The sequence below is a fragment of the Bordetella sp. genome (assembly GCF_057362025.1).
Window position 1 is genome coordinate 13,082 of record NZ_JBMQQZ010000084.1, and the last position, 14,748, is coordinate 27,829.

The following is a 14,748-nucleotide window of genomic DNA, read 5'->3' on the forward strand; positions in this document are numbered from 1 at the left end:
ATGGTCGTCGAAGCGTCGCCAGGTGCGTGTCACGCACCCGTCAGCCCGCCGAAGAAACGCGTCGCGTTCGATTCCAGCCCTTCGATGTAATACCCGCCTTCCTGCACGACCAGCGTCGGCAGCTTCAGCGCCCCGACTTCCTGCCCCAGGCGCTCGAAGCCGCGCTGGCTGACGGCGACCTTCGCTTGCGGGTCTTTTTCGAAGATGTCGAAGCCCAGCGCCAGTACCAGCGCGTCGGGTTGGAAGAGGGTAATCGCGCGCAGGGCCTGCGCGAGGCGGTCGAAGAATACCCCTTCGGGCGATCCGTGCGGCATGGGCAGGTTGATGTTGTAGCCGTAGCCTTCGCCTTCGCCGCGTTCGTCCTCGAAGCCCGCGACGGCGGGATAGAAGTTGTGCGGATCGCCGTGGATGGATACATAGAGCACGTCGCTGCGGGTGTAGAAGATTTCCTGGATGCCCTGTCCGTGGTGCATGTCGGTATCCAGGATCGCCACCTTGGGGTACTTCGCGGTCAGCTGTTGGGCGGCGATGGCGGCATTGTTCAGGTAGCAGAAGCCGCCCGCGCCGTCGCGCCGCGCATGGTGGCCGGGCGGCCGGCAAATGGCGTAGGCGTGCCGATCCCCCGCGATCAAGGCCTGCGCCCCGGCAATGGCGCCTTGCGCGGACCAATAGGCGGAATGCCAGGTGTGTTCGCCCACCGGGCAGCTACCGTCGGCCAGGTAGCGACCGGCCTGGGCGAGCACGCCGCGCAGCGGATTGCGCTCGCGCACGAAAATGGTCGACATGACTTCCTCGCCCCAGTCCTCCGGCATGCGCTTCCATTGCTCGTGCGCGGATTGCAGGAAGCGCAGGTAGTCCAGCGAGTGGACGGCGGCAATGGCGCCGGCCCCATGGTCGGCCGGCGCCAGCACATCGAAGCCCAGCTTGCGGGAGGCCTGCACCAAGCCGTCCAGACGCGAAGGAATTTCCTGCGGATCGCGCATCTTGCCGCGCGAAAAATACGTGCGTGGGTGATGGAGTTTCTGGTCTTCGTGGAAAAAGGCTTTCATGTCCGTGCGTCCTTATGCCGCGGCGCTACGCCGCTGTCCTCGTGACGGCGGCGGAGCAGGCTGGCGGCTGCCCTCCGACGCCATGCTTTTCCTGGTAAAGCGCGCGCACGTGCAGCCGCGCGTCCTCCAGATGCAGGCGCATCCCCGCCGATGCCGCGGCCACATCGCGCCTGCGCAGGCAGTCAACGATGGGCTGGTGCGTTTCGGCGACGCGCTGCGGGTCCTGGTAGGCCAGCTCGATCAGCGCCATGATCATGCGCAGCTCCGTGCGCATATTCATGAACAGGCGCAGCAGGTAGCCGTTGCCCGAGAGCTCGCAGATCAAGGTATGGAACTCCAGGTCGCGCATCACGCGCTGTGTCTGGGGTGTCGTGGCGGCTCCGGCCACCATGCGCGCCAGTGCCGCCTGCAAGCGCTGCATGCCCGCATCGTCGGCGTTCCTGCAGGCGAGCTCGACCGCTTGCAGTTCCATGTGCAGGCGTACCTGGTACAGGTCGTCGATCTCGCCGGCAGTGATGGTCCGCACCGTGAAGCCGTGGCGCGGGCGGGCGACCACGATACCCTGGCGCTCCAGGCGGCGCGCGGCTTCCCGCACGGGTGCGCGGCTGATGCCCATGCGGCGCGCCAGGTCGGCCTCGACGATGCGGCCGCCCGGAGGAAGACGGCCTTCGGCGATCGCATGTATCAACTGGGCCTCGACCTCTGCCACCAGATCGGTGCTCGAAATGGAGGCGAAGCCCCCAACGTCGTCCTGCGTCGTGGTCGTGTTCATCATGGGGCCGTGGACTTGCCGCCGTGGGGTACGCCGGGGGGCGGATCGTGACGGGCGGCTGCTTGTTCGCATATTGCCATGCCGCGGACCTCGCCGTTGGCTTCACCGTCGGCCGAAGGCCGCGTCCGGGGCAGCGCGAGCCATGCGCCGCTGCCTATGATGAGCGCGATGCCGGCCATTGCGACGGCGTCGGGCGGCCTGTCGAACCAGAAGGCGCTGATCAGGACGGCCAGCATCAGCTGGATATAGTTCAAGGGCGCCAGGACGGACGCCTGCACGCGGCGGAAGGCGGCCAGCAGTAGCAGCTGGGCCAGGCCGCTGCACGCGCCGCCGGCGAGCAGCAGCAGAAGCTGCGGCCATTCGGGCCATGGAGAGGGCAGGACAAAGAAGGCGGGCGTGCCGGTGATGACCAGGCAGGCCAGGGCCATGTAGGCGTATTGCACCGGCGCGGCGACCAGGCCCGAGAGCCGGCGCGTCAACAGCTGGAAGAACGCGTAGCACACCGCGGCGATGGCCATCAGCACGGTCCCCGCCCACGGCAGGTCGCCGCCAGGCCGGACGATCAGCAGCATGCCCGCGAAGCCGGCGATGACGGCGCTCCATTGCATGGGGCCGACCCGCTCGCCCAGCAGCCAGGGCGAGAGCGCCACCATGATCAGGGGCGAGGTGAAATAGATCGCCGTCGCCTCGGCCAGTGGCATGATGGTCAGGGCCGTCATGAAGGCAGTCGCCACGCAGGCCAGCGCCACGCTGCGCGCCAGCAGCAATCGGCGATGCGGCGCGCGCCACACGCGCCATGGCAGGCCACGGCGCGTGTCCCGCGCCAGCCAGAGCAGGGCGATTGTGCTGACCGCGATGTAGCGCGTCAGATTCATGAAGGGCGACGAATACGTCGCCAGCATCTGCTTGCAAAACGCATCGTAGGTGGCGAAGGCGCACAAGGCGGCGAGAAACAGCGCGATCCCGTTGCGCACGGATGCGGTGGGTCCATCGGCAGCGGTAGCGGCGGCCGCGGGGGCTTTCATTTCAGTAACCCCGGGCCGGATCGACGGCCACCATGGCGGCATTGCCCTGCAGGACCCGCGCCAGGTTGATTCTGGTCTGGCGGGCGATCGCACGCGCGGGCGTGCGCGAGGCGATGTGCGGCGTGACCAATACCCGGGGATGCGTCCAGTAGGGATGGTTCGCCGGCAGCGGTTCCTCCGTGAAGGTGTCCAGCGTGGCGTAGCCCAGTTGACCGTCGTCCAGGGCGCGCAGCAGGTCGCCTTCCACCACATGGGCGCCGCGGCCCACGTTGATCAGGTGGGCGCCCCGGGGCAAGCGCGCGAAGCATTCCGCGCCCAGGATGCCGTGGGTTTCCGGCGTGTAAGGCAACAGGCAGACCAGGGTGTCGCAGCCGGCCAGGAAGGCCGTGCGCTGTGACTCGCCGTGAAATCGCGCGATGTCGCCAGGCAGCCCGGACTTGGCGGTGCGGCTCCAGCCGCTGACGCGGTAGCCGATGGCATGCAAGGCAAGCGCGCAGCGTGTCCCCAGGGCGCCCAGGCCGGCGATGCCCACGCGGTGGGCGCCGGGCGGTTCCACGGGCTGCTCCTGCCATACGTGCGCCGCGGCCGAGGCCACATAGTCCTGCATGTGGCGTTGCCGGTGCGTCACCGCCCAGCACACATAGGCGGCCATGCTCGCCGCCAGGTCGGTATCGACCATGCGGCACAAGGGCACCGCGGGCAGTGCGGGGTCGCCGGTGATGTGATCGATGCCGGCGGCGATGGACTGTATCAGCTTCAGCCCGGGCATGCGGGCCAGCAAGCCGCGCGGCGGCATCCAGCACACCGCCGCGTCGATCGTCCGCAGGTCGCCCAGCGCAGCCTGCACGCATACCTCGGCCTCGGGAAACAGTTCGGCGAAGGCCGGCAGCAGGTATGCCATATCGAGCTGTGTGCTGAGCAAGGCAACGCGCGGGCGCCGGCCCTGGAATGCGGCGGAGGGCGCCGCGTCGCCCAAGGCTGCCCTGTCCGCGGCGTTCATCGGGATATCGGTCATCGTCGTTCCGTCTTTTCTTACGCCATCCGGGCCTGCGCATCTTCGATGCGCGCCAGCCTGGGCACGGCATCGATCAACGTGCGCGTATACGCGTGTTGCGGGGCGCGCAGCACTTCGGCGGTGGCGCCGTATTCGACGATACGCCCGCGCTGCATGACGGCGATGTGATCGCACATTTCCCCGGCCACGCGCAGATCGTGGGTGATGAACACCATGGCCAGCTTGAACTGCTCGCGCACGCGGGCGAACAGTTCCAGGACCTGCGCCTGGACCGAAACGTCCAGTGCGGAAACCGGTTCGTCGGCGACCAGCAGTTCCGGCTCCATCGCCAGGGCGCGCGCGATGCCGATGCGCTGGCGCTGCCCGCCGGAGAATTCATGCGGATAGCGGCCGGCGGCCTCCGGCCCCAGGCCGACCAGGCGCAGCAATTCGATCGCCTTTGCCATGGCCTGCTTTTTCGGGGTGCCTTGGGCGATGGGCCCGGCTGCGATGGCCGCGCCGATGCGATGGCGAGGGTTCAAGGACGCATAGGGATCCTGGAAGACCATCTGGATGCGGCCCTGGGATTGTTCCTGGAAACGCGGACCGGAAAGCAGGTTCTGGCCTTTGAACAGGATGCGCCCGCCATCGAACGGCTGCAGGCCGACGATGCAGCGTCCTACCGTGGATTTGCCTGAGCCGGACTCTCCCACCAGTCCCAGGGTCTGCCCACGGCGCAGGGTGAAGCTGACGTCGCTGGCGGCCTGTACCTCCCGGCCGCGGCGAAACAGGCTGCCCGCCGTCGCATAGGTTTTGCATAGCCCTTGTACCTGAAGGACATGCAGCGAATCCGGCGCCTCGGCGGGGCGCGGCCTGCCGTGCGGGATGGCGGCGATCAGCTGCCGCGTGTACGGCTGGCGGGGCTGCGATAGCACTTGGGCCGCGGGGCCGGATTCCACCACGTTGCCGGTCTGCATGACCACGACGTGGTCGGCGATCTCCGCGACCACCCCGAAATCGTGGGTGATGAAAAGCAGGGCGGTGCCCCGGCGCCGCTGCAACTCCCGCATCAACGCCAGGATCTGCGCCTGCGTGGTCACGTCCAGCGCCGTGGTCGGCTCGTCGGCGATCAGCAGCCGTGGCTCCAGCGCCAGGGCGCAGGCGATCATGACGCGTTGCCGTTGTCCGCCGGACAGCCGGAAGGGATAGGCGTCCATCAACAGTTCCGGATCGGGCAGCCCCACATCGGCCAGGGCGGCAACGATGCGGCGGCGCTTTTCCGCGGTGGGCAGCCTGACGTGCGCGTCGAAGACTTCGGCGATCTGCTCGCCGATGCGCATGACGGGATTCAGCGCGGACATCGGTTCCTGGAAGACCATACCCATGCGGCAGCCCCGCAGCGCGCGCAGCCGGCCTTCATCCAGGGCCAGCAGATCCTGCCCTTCGAACAGGATGCGGCCGGCAACGGGTTGCACGGCGGGCCGCGGCAGCAGGCCCATGACGGCATTGGCGATCATCGATTTGCCCGAGCCGGATTCGCCGACGACACACAGCGTCTGGCCGGGCAGGATGGAAAACGAAGCCTCGCGTACCGCCAGCTCGCGATCGCCGCCCTTGGGCAGCCGAATGCTCAGGCCCTGTACCTCCAGCACCGGCGCCGTATCGCCGCCCGCGCCAGGCGCGTTGGCCACGCTCATCGGTTTCTCCCGTCCAGCCGGGCGTTCAGGCCGTCGTTCAGCCCCTCGCCCACCAGGTTCAGCGCCAGGACGGTCAGGAGGATGGCCAGGCCGGGGAATACCGCCATCCACCACGCCTGCTGCAGCACGCTGCGCGCGGAGCCGACCATGTAGCCCCAGCTCATCTCGTTGGGGTCGCCCAGGCCCAGGAAGCTCAGGCTGGATTCCAGCAGGATGCTGGTGGCCACCATCAGCGAGGCCATCACCACGATGGGCGACGCCGCGTTGGGCAGGATTTGCGTCAGGATGATGCGTGGGGTCGATTGCCCCGCCAGACGCGCAGCGGCGACGAAATCGCGCTGCCTCAGGGTAAGGAATTCCCCGCGCACCAGGCGGGCTACCGGAGGCCAGGACACCACGCCTATCGCCGCCACGATGGATCGCACGGAGGGCTGGAAGATGGCAACCAGCACGATGGCCAGCGCGAAACTGGGTACGCACTGGAAAAGTTCGGTGAAGCGCATCAGCGCCGCGTCGATCCAACGGCCGAAGTAGCCGGCCACGGCGCCGATGCTCACGCCGATCAGTACCGACACCGCGGTGGACACCACGCCGATCAACAGCGAGACCCGGGCGCCATAAATGACGCCGGACAGGATGTCGCGGCCCAGGGTGTCCGTGCCCATCAGGACGCCCGGCTCGGCACCCGGCGCCAGGAAGGGCATCTGCGTCATGTCCCAGGGGTTGCCGGGGGCGAACATGGGGCCGAAGATGGCCGCCCCCGCGGCCGCGATCAGCACCAGCAGGCCGATCACCGCGCCCTTGTTGCGGCAGAAGCGCCGCCAGAATGCACTGCTCATGGGTTTTCCCCTTTGTTCCGCCCAGGCATGGTGGGCAGCCTCTAGTTCAACTCGATGCGCGGATCGACCAAGGTGTAGACGAAGTCGGTGATCAGGTTGAAGACCACCGCCATGGCTGCGGCCACCAGGAAGCACCCCAGCAGCAGGTTGTAGTCGCGCTGCATCAACGCATCGAACATCAGCCGGCCGATACCCGGCCAGGCGAATACGGTTTCCGTCAGGACCGCGCCGCCTATCAGGCTGCCGGCCTGGATGCCCGCCAGCGTCACCACGGGCAGCAAGGCATTGCGCAGGATGTGGGCGCGCTGTATCCGGCCGGGCCGCAGGCCCTTGGCGCGTGCGGTCTTGACGAAATCCATCTGCGCCACTTCCAGCATCGAGGCGCGCGTCATGCGTGCATAGACGGCCATATAGAACAGCGCCAGCGTCAGCGCCGGCAGGACCAGATGCTTGGCGATATCCCATGCCAGGGCCATGCCGTGCAGGTCCGCGCCCACGGTGAAGTAGCCGAAGCCGGGCAGGACGCCGAGTTTGACGGTGAACAGCAGCACCGCCATCATCGCCAGCCAATAGAGCGGAGTCGCATAGAACACCAGCGAGACCACGGTGACCAGGCTGTCCACCCAACTGCCGGCGCGGCGGCTGGCCAGCGCGCCCGCCATCACCCCAAGGACCAGCGATAGCACGAAAGCGCTGCCGGTCAGCAGCAGCGTCGCCGGCAGGCGGTCCGCGATCAGATCGATCACGGGCTGCTGCTGGCGGTACGAATATCCCAGGTCCAGGTGGACGACGTGCTTCAGGTATGTGAACAGCTGGGTGCCCAGGGGTTGGTCCAGGCCGAACTGCCGGCGCAACTGCGACACGAACTGCGCGTCGGAAGCGCCGGCCTCGCCCGCCATGACCGCCACCGGATCGCCCGGGGCGGCGCGTATCAGCAGGAAATTGACGGTGGCGATCAGCATCAGGGCCGCGAGGCCCTGTGCCAGCCGGGTCAGCATGAATTGCAGGCGTCTCATTGCTCGCGGGTCAACCGAGCCAGGCGCGGCTGAGGCTGTCGTTCAATCCGATGGCGGAACTGACCGGGTCATGCACCTTGGTGCGGTACAGGGTGGGAAACTCGATCTCGTGCAGCCAGGCCACCGGCACTTCCTGCAGCAGGATCTTCTGCACCTGCAGATAGAGTTCGGCCCGTTGCTTCGGATCGACCGCCCGCGCCGCGCTGGCGAACAGTTCGTCCACCTTGGGGTTGCGATAGCCCTCGACGTTGTTGAACGGCGAACCCTTGGCAATGGTGCTGCTGGTGTAGTTGCGCGCGACCCCCAGCGCCGGGTCGCCGTACTGGTACACATAGGTGAACGCGATGTCGTAATCCCATTCGTTCAGCCGCTGGTTCCAGCCCGCGACATCCGTGGGCGTGATGTCGATCTTGACCCCCGCCTGCATCAGGTTCTGCCGCACGATCTCTGCCTGGCGCTGCCACGTCTCGCCATAGGGCAGGGGCAGCAGGCGCAGCGGTTCGCCCTTGTAGCCGGATTCCGCCAGCAACTGTTTGGCCTTGTTCAAGTCGTGTGGATACTTGGCTACATCGTCGCTGTAGTACTTGATGTGGCTGTTGAAGGGGCCGGTGGCGACCTTGGCATAACCCTGGTAGGCGATCTTGACCATGGCGTCGCGGTTGATCGCGTACATGACGGCCTGCCGGAACTTGATGTTGTCCATCGGCGCCTTGCGGTTGTTGAGCCACAGCCAGGATTGCGGGGCGAAGAACTCCCAGCCCTTGGTCGTGACGGCCGCGCCGGGCAGCTTGGCCAGCCGCGCGACGTCGAAGAACTCCACCGCCCCGCCCGGCACGATGTCGACCTTGCCCGATTCGAAGGCCGCCGCGCGCGAGGCAGCATCGGGGATCACATGGAAGTAGACATTGTCGACCAGGGGCAGGTCCTTGATGTGGTACTTGTCGTTGGCCACCAGGTGGATGTACGAACCTTTCACCCACTCCTTGAACTTGAAGGGCCCCGTCCCGATGGGCGTGTTGTTGGCCGGGTTGGCGAGGAAGTCCGTGCCTTCGTAGATATGCTTCGGCACCATGGGCATGGAGCCGTTTTCGAACAGGCCCATGAACGGCCCGAAGGGATACTTCAGCTTGAACTCGACAGTGAGCGGATCCAGGGCCTTGATGGTGTCCACGGCGTCCAGATTGCCGCGCAGCCGCGCGTGCGTCTTGCGCAGGAAAACGTCGACGGAGAACACGACGTCGTCGGCGGTGAAGGGCTTGCCGTCGTGCCAGCTGACGTCCGGCTTGAGCTTGAAGGTATAGGTCAGGCCGTCGCCGCTCATGGTCCACGATGTGGCCAGTTGCGGGTGCGGTTGCAGTTTCTCGTCGTAGCGCAGCAGGCCTTCGTAGATATTGCCGGCCACCATCTGGGCGGGGCCGTTCTGGATGATGCCCAGCATCAGTCCGGGCGGTTCCGGTTGCACGATCACGTTCAGGGTGCCGCCCTTCCTGGCTTGCGCCAGCGCTGACAAGGGGACCCCTGCGATGGAAATGCCCAGGCCGGCGGCGCCCAGCTTCATTAGCTCACGACGATTCATGACTGGCGGATCCTTCTGGATAAGCGAAATGGATGTGGGGCGCCGCGCGTCCGGGCGCCGGCGGGGGGACGTCAGTCCCGGTAGGAGGCGCTGGTGGGCGGCTCCAGGCGCTGGAGCATCGCGCGCCATTCGCGCGCATGCGGGTCGCCGTGTCCCGGCAGGCGGTTGGTGTCGCCGCTTTCGTACTGGCGCGCAGTGCGCTCGGCGACTTCACCGGTCACGGGCTGGATGGGCTGGCCGCTGGCCTGGATCGCCATCTGCACACGGCAGGCGCGCTCCAGGTTCACATGCAGGATGAAAGCCTCGGCCACGGTGCGCCCCAACGTAAGCAGGCCATGGTTGCGCAGGATCATGGCGCGCGCGTGGGGGCCAAGGTCCTCGATCAGGCGCCGTCGCTCCTCGTGATCCAGGGCGATGCCTTCGTACTCGTGGTAGACGACGCGGTTGTAGAACTGCAGTGCCCATTGGTTGCACGGCTGAAGGCCGCACGCCAGCGAAGATACCGCCACGCCCGCGACGGTATGGGTGTGCAGGACGCAGGCAGCGTCATGTCGCGCCATATGCACGGCGCTATGGATGGTGAAGCCGGCGGGATTCACGTCATGGCCGTTGGGTTCGACGATGCGGCCTTCCAGGTCGATCTTGACCAGGGAGGATGCGGTGATGTCGCGAAACAGCATGCCGAAGGGGTTGATCAGGAACTGGTCTTCCGTGCCCGGCACGCGCGCGGAGATGTGGGTATAGATGCTGTCGTCCATACCGTAATGGGCGACCAGCCGATAGGCGGCCGCGAGGTCGACGCGCATCTGGCGCTCTTCCTCGGACATGACGCTGGGGCGTTGCTGCAGGGTTTGCACTGCCATGGACTCACCTTCGTCGCGTTGATGGCCCGGCCTCGTCGGCGGCCGGGGTGGGGGCGCTGCACAACTGTCGTCTGTCGACAGCTTGCGGCGCTTCCACCTCGCACGGAAGAGGGATTACCCGCAGGGCTAGGGTTATTGCTGAGCTTGCCGGTATGCGCGGCGCGGCCGTGCCGACGGGCGGGGTACATGGCGCCGCGGCGCCCGGCGCGATGTCAGGGCCGTTCGGCTTTTTCGCGATGACGGGACTTCGCGCGCGACCGCCTTTCCCGTTCGCTGCGCGCCTTTTCCAGGCCGGCCTGGTACGACTTGGCGGCCGCCTCGCATCGGGCGTGCAGCACCTCCAGCTCTTTGTCAGTGAGCTTTTCTATCCCCATGAACTCGTCTTCGGCGTTCGATGTCCGGATGAGTTCATCCAGCTTCGTCTGCAAGGCGTGCCCGTCGCGATTCTGGGTGTTCTGAATCAGGAAGACCATCAGAAAGGTGATGATGGTCGTGCCCGTGTTGATGATCAGTTGCCAGGTTTCGGAGTAGTGGAAGATGGGGCCGGTGGCGGCCCAGACCAGGACCAGCAGGACGCAGAAAATGAATGCGTATGGACTGCCGGCCGCGCGTGCCGTTGCGTTGGCGAATTTGGCGAATAGGCGATCCATCGTTGTCTCCCAGTCCCACACGGGCCTGATGGTAGAGCAAACGATGTGCCTTGCGGCGCACCGGCATGGCGCGGGCGTGCCGCCTTGCCGTGCCCGCTTATTTCCTTTTTCGCGGCGCTGTCAGTTCGGCCTTGATCTGCCCCAACTCCTGGACGCAGGGCTCCGCCGCCAGGTCGCTCTGGAATTTTTCCCAGACGTGATCCAGGCAATTGGCGGGTTTCGGGAACCTGTCGCGCAGTTGCTCCGCGCGCAGCAGCATCGCGCGCAGGCGCTTGATTTCATGAAGGAGGGCGATGATGTCGCGCCAGACGATATCGTCCTGGTAAGCACAGGGAGCGCGATCCGGCGTCACCTCGTAGCGGGCGCGGATACGCGCGAGATCGTGATGGGTGAGGGGTGGCCGCAGCGGCATGGTAGAGGAACATATACTATATGGATAAACAGTATATCGCCGGGCGCACGCATGAGCATATGCCGCCGGGCAACCGCAGCGATCCGTGCCGACGTCCGCCGCCCCGGCAAGGCCGGGGCGAGGCGTCTTTCCGCGTCAACGGGGCGCGGGCATTACTTCTTCGGGCGGGTCGCTTTGCCCGCTCCGAGTTCCGCTCCGGTTTCCGGATTGGAATTCGGATCGGACGCGGTGCGCGCGACCAGGCCTTGCAGCGCCTGGGTTTCTTCCGTCGTCAACTTCTTCACACTGGCCGTGCCGTCGCCATCCTGAGGGCCGGCTTCGGCGGCGCTCGCGACGAACTGGAAGTTCTCGTCGCTGTTCCACGGCCCGCGCGTGTCGCCTTCCCCCTCCGACAGGTTGAAGTACGTATTGGCGAAACGCGGATCCGGCGGCAGCTTGCCCGGCGGGAAATTCGGCTGCATGGAGTACAGCGCTTTTTCGAACGACTTCTGGTGCGACACTTCGCGTGTCATCAGGAACGTCAATGCATCCTTGACTCCGGGATCGTCGGTGACATTGATCAGCCGTTCGTAGATGATCTTCGCCCGCGATTCCGCGGCGATGTTGGAACGTAGATCACAGGCAGGATCGCCGATCGAGTCGATGTAGCCCGCGTTCCACAGCTGGCCGCCCGAATTGGTCAGTGCGGGACCGCCGCCGTACAGCACCTGCGTGACGTGCGAATCGTTGCCCGCTCCGTGGATCGCGCGGTAGAGCTCCGCTTCGGAATCCACGGCTTCGGCCAGCTTGCCCTTCGCGCCCTTGTTCAGCATGGCCACCAGCGTCCCGATCACTTCGAGGTGACTCAACTCCTCGGTCGCGATATCGATCAGCATGTCCTTGCGGCCCGCGTCTTCCTCGGCGACGTACTGGGTGAAATAGCGCATCGCAGCCGCGAGTTCGCCCTGCGGCCCGCCGAACTGCTCCAGAAGCAGGTTGGCCAATCCAGGATTCGTTTCCTGGACGCGCACCGTGTACTGCAATCGCTTGTTGTGAGCGAACATAAGTCCTCCGTTGGGGATATGTGCCGCGAGCCCGCTGCTCGCGATCGACCTACCCCCTACGCAACCGGTATTCCCGGTCGGCGAGAGCGCGGACCTGCGCGGCAATGGCGACCCGTGCCGCGCCGTCGGCGGTGCGCTTTCCGCGTCGTCGGCCGCCGCTTCGCCATGGGCGATGACGGGCATGTCGCTTGCATCGATGGGCCGCGAACCAGGCATAACGCACTGCGTTCGCCACACAAATCATCCGCTGCATACCATCCAGTACAGGAGCACATACATGGCTGCGAAAACCCTTCAGGATCTCTTTCTGCATGAGCTGTCCGATATCTATAGCGCGGAAAAGCAACTTACCAAAGCCTTGCCCAAGATGGCCCGCGCGGCCACCAATCCCGACTTGAAAGCGGCCTTCGAATCGCATTTGCAGGAGACGCAAGGACAGATCGAGCGCATCGACCAGATCGTGGAGAAGTCCGAGCTGCGACTCAAGCGCGTGAAGTGCATGGCCATGGAAGGCCTGGTCGAGGAAGGCAAGGAAATCATCGATGAAATCGAGAAGGGCGCGGTGCTCGACGTGGCCCTGATCGGGGCCGCGCAAAAGGTGGAGCACTACGAGATCGCCAGCTATGGCACGCTGGCCGCGCTTGCCAAGCAACTGGATCAGCAGGACGCGCTGAAGCTCTTGCTGGAGACGCTGCAGGAAGAGAAATCGACCGACGAGAAGCTGACCGGCCTGGCCGGCAAAGTCAATCAGAGCGCCAAGGGCTGACGCCGGGTTGGCGTGCGGTGCCGCCGGCCCCCTCGCCGGCGCCCGCGCCGGGCGGCCATTCCCCGATGGGAGGCACCGCGCGGCGCGGGCATTTCGATGTCTACCAGCGCAGTAGCCGCGGGCCGAGCAAAGCGCCCACCGACGCAGGCAGCAGCATGCCGGCGACATACCATATCGCCCAGAACGCCACGCCCATTTCCGGACAGTGCAGGCAATAGGCGATGGTCGCTATGGCGCCTGCCAGCAGCCCCGAGACAGCGCCGGCCACGCGCAGGCGCGTGGGCGCGAGCCCCTTCATCGCCCAGAACGTGCCGATGAAACCCGGCACCGACAGCAGCGCGATATTGAAAGGGCAGGTGCGCCAGGTGGCCCCGAGCAACATGGGAAGGCGGTCCGGCGCGGCGGCGGCAGCCAGGGTGGCGGCTGCGGCGATCCAAAGGACCGCCGGCGGGATGGCCAGCCATTGCCAGGCCCGGCCGATCGGCATGCCCGGCCGCGACAAGCGCACGGCGAGCAGCAGCGCGGCCGCCGCCACGGCAGTCGGGAAGGCGATCTTGGCCCAGAACAAGGGCGTAACCAGCATGAGGCGGATGTCGGGCCGTATGCCGAATTTTTCTGCCATCAGCAGGACGGCCCCAAGCGCGCCCAGCAGGATGCCCCAGCGATAGCGCCGCGCCACGACGCCGCGGTCCACCGGGGCGACGTTGGATGCCAGCAATGAAATCATGTCGTCGGTTTTCATAGCGTGCCTCGTATTTTTGCCGCCAGCGCCTTGAGCCCGCGGTGCACGCCCACTTTCACCGCGGATTCCGAAAGGCCCGTGATCTGGGCGGTCTCCGCGACCGAAAGCCCCTGAAGCTTGACGTGCAGGATGGGCAGGCGGTGCCTGTCCGGCAGTTGCGCCAGCAGTTTGTCGACATCGCGCCGGGCCTGCGCCGCTTCCTCGTCGGATTCCGCGAAGATTTCCTGCTGGTCGTCCAGGGGCTCGTGCAGCGCATCCTGGCGCGAGCGATGACGCAGATAGTCGGCCACCTTGTAGCGGGCGATGGCGTGGGTCCAGGCGGTCAAGGGCTGTTCGGGCAGATAGGTGTGGCGTCCGTTATGTACGGCGATCAGGATTTCCTGGACGAGATCCTCGATATCGTCGGGCATGCGGTACAGCCGTCTGCGCAAAAATGCACGCAGATGCGCACCCAACGCTTGCAGGAAGGCGTGATAGGCGCACGCGTCGCCATCCAGTCCGGCCATCAGTAGCGTACGCAGCCTGTGCTCGGCGGACGCTGGCGATCCATTTTGCGGTGCTCGGTTCATGACGGCTTCGGTGGCTGGGGGTCCCGAGAATTTTTTCGTGATTCTACGCCCAGGCCGGGATGGCGTACGGGCGCAACGGAAAGGGCTACCACCGCAGGCAGGTGGGGGCGAGCGCGGCGCCGATTCCGGCGGTAACCACGATCGCCAGCACGTGTCCCACGCTCCAGAATGCCAGCGGCATTTCCGGGCAATAGAGGGAATAGACGAGTAGCCCTTGCGCGCCGGCCAGCAGGCCGGCACCCGCGCCGGCCGGTATCAGGCGCGTGGGGGCCAGCCGTCTCATCGCCTGCATGGCCGTGACCAGCGACGGCAGCGATAGCAAGACCACCCCCGCCGTCGTGGCGCGCCAGGTGTCCCCGGCTACCAATTGAAGCCGATAATCGGATGGCGTCGCGAGCTGGAAGCCGGCGGCGACCAGCAGTGTGGTCGCGATGGGGACCGTGGCGGTGAACCAGGCCCATGCCAGCGGCGCGCCGGGACGGGCCAGGCGTTCGGTCAGCTTCAAGGCCGCCGCGATGATCGCCAGGGGAAACGCGAGCCGGATCCAGAACATGGCCGTCAGCAGTTGCTCCGGCATGTCGTCCGCCACGCCGTGCAGGGCCACCAGCAGGGCGGTACTGCCCGCCAATCCGCTCATCAGTGCGCGGTTCAGCGTGCGCGGCACCACACCGCGGTCGATGGGCGCCAGATCGCCGGCCAGCCTGGAAACCAGATCCTGGGTTCTCATTCCGGCAA

General features: G+C 66.3%; 16 protein-coding genes. 1 reads left to right on the forward strand and 15 read right to left on the reverse strand.

Features of this window, described 5'->3' with window-relative positions; all coding sequences use genetic code 11:
* Nucleotides 1-29: 29 nt before the first annotated feature.
* From ACO1P8_RS18750 to ACO1P8_RS18805, 12 genes are all read right to left on the reverse strand, one after another.
* Entirely contained in the window at nucleotides 30-1,049 is a 1,020-nt protein-coding gene (locus ACO1P8_RS18750; RefSeq protein WP_486297403.1) for a histone deacetylase family protein, read from the reverse strand.
* A 25-nt stretch (nucleotides 1,050-1,074) separates the two neighbouring features.
* On the reverse strand, nucleotides 1,075-1,824 hold the full coding sequence (locus ACO1P8_RS18755) for a GntR family transcriptional regulator (protein WP_486297404.1): 750 nt from the start codon (nucleotides 1,822-1,824) through the stop codon (nucleotides 1,075-1,077).
* Nucleotides 1,821-2,846 (reverse strand): DMT family transporter, encoded by a 1,026-nt coding sequence (locus ACO1P8_RS18760; protein WP_486297405.1) that lies wholly within the window; start codon nucleotides 2,844-2,846, stop codon nucleotides 1,821-1,823. The genes ACO1P8_RS18755 and ACO1P8_RS18760 overlap by 4 nt, the downstream gene beginning before the upstream one ends.
* A 1-nt stretch (nucleotide 2,847) precedes the next feature.
* Nucleotides 2,848-3,861, reverse strand: coding sequence for a 2-hydroxyacid dehydrogenase (locus tag ACO1P8_RS18765; protein ID WP_486297406.1), 1,014 nt, complete (start codon nucleotides 3,859-3,861; stop codon nucleotides 2,848-2,850).
* A 17-nt stretch (nucleotides 3,862-3,878) separates the two neighbouring features.
* Nucleotides 3,879-5,537 (reverse strand): ABC transporter ATP-binding protein, encoded by a 1,659-nt coding sequence (locus ACO1P8_RS18770; RefSeq protein WP_486297407.1) that lies wholly within the window; start codon nucleotides 5,535-5,537, stop codon nucleotides 3,879-3,881.
* Nucleotides 5,534-6,376, reverse strand: a complete 843-nt coding sequence (locus tag ACO1P8_RS18775; protein ID WP_486297408.1) for an ABC transporter permease — start codon at nucleotides 6,374-6,376, stop codon at nucleotides 5,534-5,536. The genes ACO1P8_RS18770 and ACO1P8_RS18775 overlap by 4 nt, the downstream gene beginning before the upstream one ends.
* A 41-nt stretch (nucleotides 6,377-6,417) precedes the next feature.
* Entirely contained in the window at nucleotides 6,418-7,392 is a 975-nt protein-coding gene (locus tag ACO1P8_RS18780; protein WP_486297409.1) for an ABC transporter permease, read from the reverse strand.
* A 10-nt stretch (nucleotides 7,393-7,402) separates the two neighbouring features.
* Nucleotides 7,403-8,968 (reverse strand): ABC transporter substrate-binding protein, encoded by a 1,566-nt coding sequence (locus ACO1P8_RS18785; protein ID WP_486297410.1) that lies wholly within the window; start codon nucleotides 8,966-8,968, stop codon nucleotides 7,403-7,405.
* Between the two features lie 71 nt (nucleotides 8,969-9,039).
* Nucleotides 9,040-9,831 (reverse strand): class II aldolase/adducin family protein, encoded by a 792-nt coding sequence (locus ACO1P8_RS18790; RefSeq protein WP_486297411.1) that lies wholly within the window; start codon nucleotides 9,829-9,831, stop codon nucleotides 9,040-9,042.
* A gap of 212 nt (nucleotides 9,832-10,043) precedes the next feature.
* Complete coding sequence (locus ACO1P8_RS18795) at nucleotides 10,044-10,481, reverse strand: low affinity iron permease family protein (RefSeq protein ID WP_486297412.1); 438 nt, start codon at nucleotides 10,479-10,481, stop codon at nucleotides 10,044-10,046.
* A 97-nt stretch (nucleotides 10,482-10,578) separates the two neighbouring features.
* Nucleotides 10,579-10,893 carry a hypothetical protein gene (locus ACO1P8_RS18800; protein WP_094843147.1) on the reverse strand — a complete coding sequence of 105 codons (315 nt, stop codon included), beginning with the start codon at nucleotides 10,891-10,893 and terminating at the stop codon, nucleotides 10,579-10,581.
* 152 nt (nucleotides 10,894-11,045) lie between these two features.
* Nucleotides 11,046-11,936 (reverse strand): manganese catalase family protein, encoded by an 891-nt coding sequence (locus ACO1P8_RS18805; RefSeq protein WP_486297413.1) that lies wholly within the window; start codon nucleotides 11,934-11,936, stop codon nucleotides 11,046-11,048.
* A 277-nt stretch (nucleotides 11,937-12,213) separates the two neighbouring features.
* Here ACO1P8_RS18805 and ACO1P8_RS18810 point away from each other — a divergent pair, with 277 nt between their 5' ends.
* On the forward strand, nucleotides 12,214-12,702 hold the full coding sequence (locus ACO1P8_RS18810; RefSeq protein ID WP_486297414.1) for a YciE/YciF ferroxidase family protein: 489 nt from the start codon (nucleotides 12,214-12,216) through the stop codon (nucleotides 12,700-12,702).
* Between the two features lie 100 nt (nucleotides 12,703-12,802).
* On the opposite strand, the gene ACO1P8_RS18815 is transcribed toward ACO1P8_RS18810, so the two are convergent.
* From ACO1P8_RS18815 to ACO1P8_RS18825, 3 genes are all read right to left on the reverse strand, one after another.
* Nucleotides 12,803-13,444 carry a DUF1109 domain-containing protein gene (locus ACO1P8_RS18815; protein ID WP_486297415.1) on the reverse strand — a complete coding sequence of 214 codons (642 nt, stop codon included), beginning with the start codon at nucleotides 13,442-13,444 and terminating at the stop codon, nucleotides 12,803-12,805.
* Nucleotides 13,441-14,013, reverse strand: coding sequence for a sigma-70 family RNA polymerase sigma factor (locus ACO1P8_RS18820; protein ID WP_486297416.1), 573 nt, complete (start codon nucleotides 14,011-14,013; stop codon nucleotides 13,441-13,443). Before ACO1P8_RS18820 ends, ACO1P8_RS18815 begins: the two co-directional genes overlap by 4 nt.
* 85 nt (nucleotides 14,014-14,098) lie before the next feature.
* Nucleotides 14,099-14,740, reverse strand: a complete 642-nt coding sequence (locus ACO1P8_RS18825) for a DUF1109 domain-containing protein (protein WP_486297417.1) — start codon at nucleotides 14,738-14,740, stop codon at nucleotides 14,099-14,101.
* Nucleotides 14,741-14,748: the final 8 nt, after the last annotated feature.

Bases quoted from the DNA above. Each gene is read 5' to 3' on its own strand.
- ACO1P8_RS18750 (WP_486297403.1), bottom strand. From the start codon at position 1,049: ATGAAAGCCTTTTTCCACGAAGACCAGAAACTCCATCACCCACGCACG.
- ACO1P8_RS18755 (WP_486297404.1), bottom strand. From the start codon at position 1,824: ATGATGAACACGACCACGACGCAGGACGACGTTGGGGGCTTCGCCTCC.
- ACO1P8_RS18760 (WP_486297405.1), bottom strand. From the start codon at position 2,846: ATGAAAGCCCCCGCGGCCGCCGCTACCGCTGCCGATGGACCCACCGCA.
- ACO1P8_RS18765 (WP_486297406.1), bottom strand. From the start codon at position 3,861: ATGACCGATATCCCGATGAACGCCGCGGACAGGGCAGCCTTGGGCGAC.
- ACO1P8_RS18770 (WP_486297407.1), bottom strand. From the start codon at position 5,537: ATGAGCGTGGCCAACGCGCCTGGCGCGGGCGGCGATACGGCGCCGGTG.
- ACO1P8_RS18775 (WP_486297408.1), bottom strand. From the start codon at position 6,376: ATGAGCAGTGCATTCTGGCGGCGCTTCTGCCGCAACAAGGGCGCGGTG.
- ACO1P8_RS18780 (WP_486297409.1), bottom strand. From the start codon at position 7,392: ATGAGACGCCTGCAATTCATGCTGACCCGGCTGGCACAGGGCCTCGCG.
- ACO1P8_RS18785 (WP_486297410.1), bottom strand. From the start codon at position 8,968: ATGAATCGTCGTGAGCTAATGAAGCTGGGCGCCGCCGGCCTGGGCATT.
- ACO1P8_RS18790 (WP_486297411.1), bottom strand. From the start codon at position 9,831: ATGGCAGTGCAAACCCTGCAGCAACGCCCCAGCGTCATGTCCGAGGAA.
- ACO1P8_RS18795 (WP_486297412.1), bottom strand. From the start codon at position 10,481: ATGGATCGCCTATTCGCCAAATTCGCCAACGCAACGGCACGCGCGGCC.
- ACO1P8_RS18800 (WP_094843147.1), bottom strand. From the start codon at position 10,893: ATGCCGCTGCGGCCACCCCTCACCCATCACGATCTCGCGCGTATCCGC.
- ACO1P8_RS18805 (WP_486297413.1), bottom strand. From the start codon at position 11,936: ATGTTCGCTCACAACAAGCGATTGCAGTACACGGTGCGCGTCCAGGAA.
- ACO1P8_RS18810 (WP_486297414.1), top strand. From the start codon at position 12,214: ATGGCTGCGAAAACCCTTCAGGATCTCTTTCTGCATGAGCTGTCCGAT.
- ACO1P8_RS18815 (WP_486297415.1), bottom strand. From the start codon at position 13,444: ATGAAAACCGACGACATGATTTCATTGCTGGCATCCAACGTCGCCCCG.
- ACO1P8_RS18820 (WP_486297416.1), bottom strand. From the start codon at position 14,013: ATGAACCGAGCACCGCAAAATGGATCGCCAGCGTCCGCCGAGCACAGG.
- ACO1P8_RS18825 (WP_486297417.1), bottom strand. From the start codon at position 14,740: ATGAGAACCCAGGATCTGGTTTCCAGGCTGGCCGGCGATCTGGCGCCC.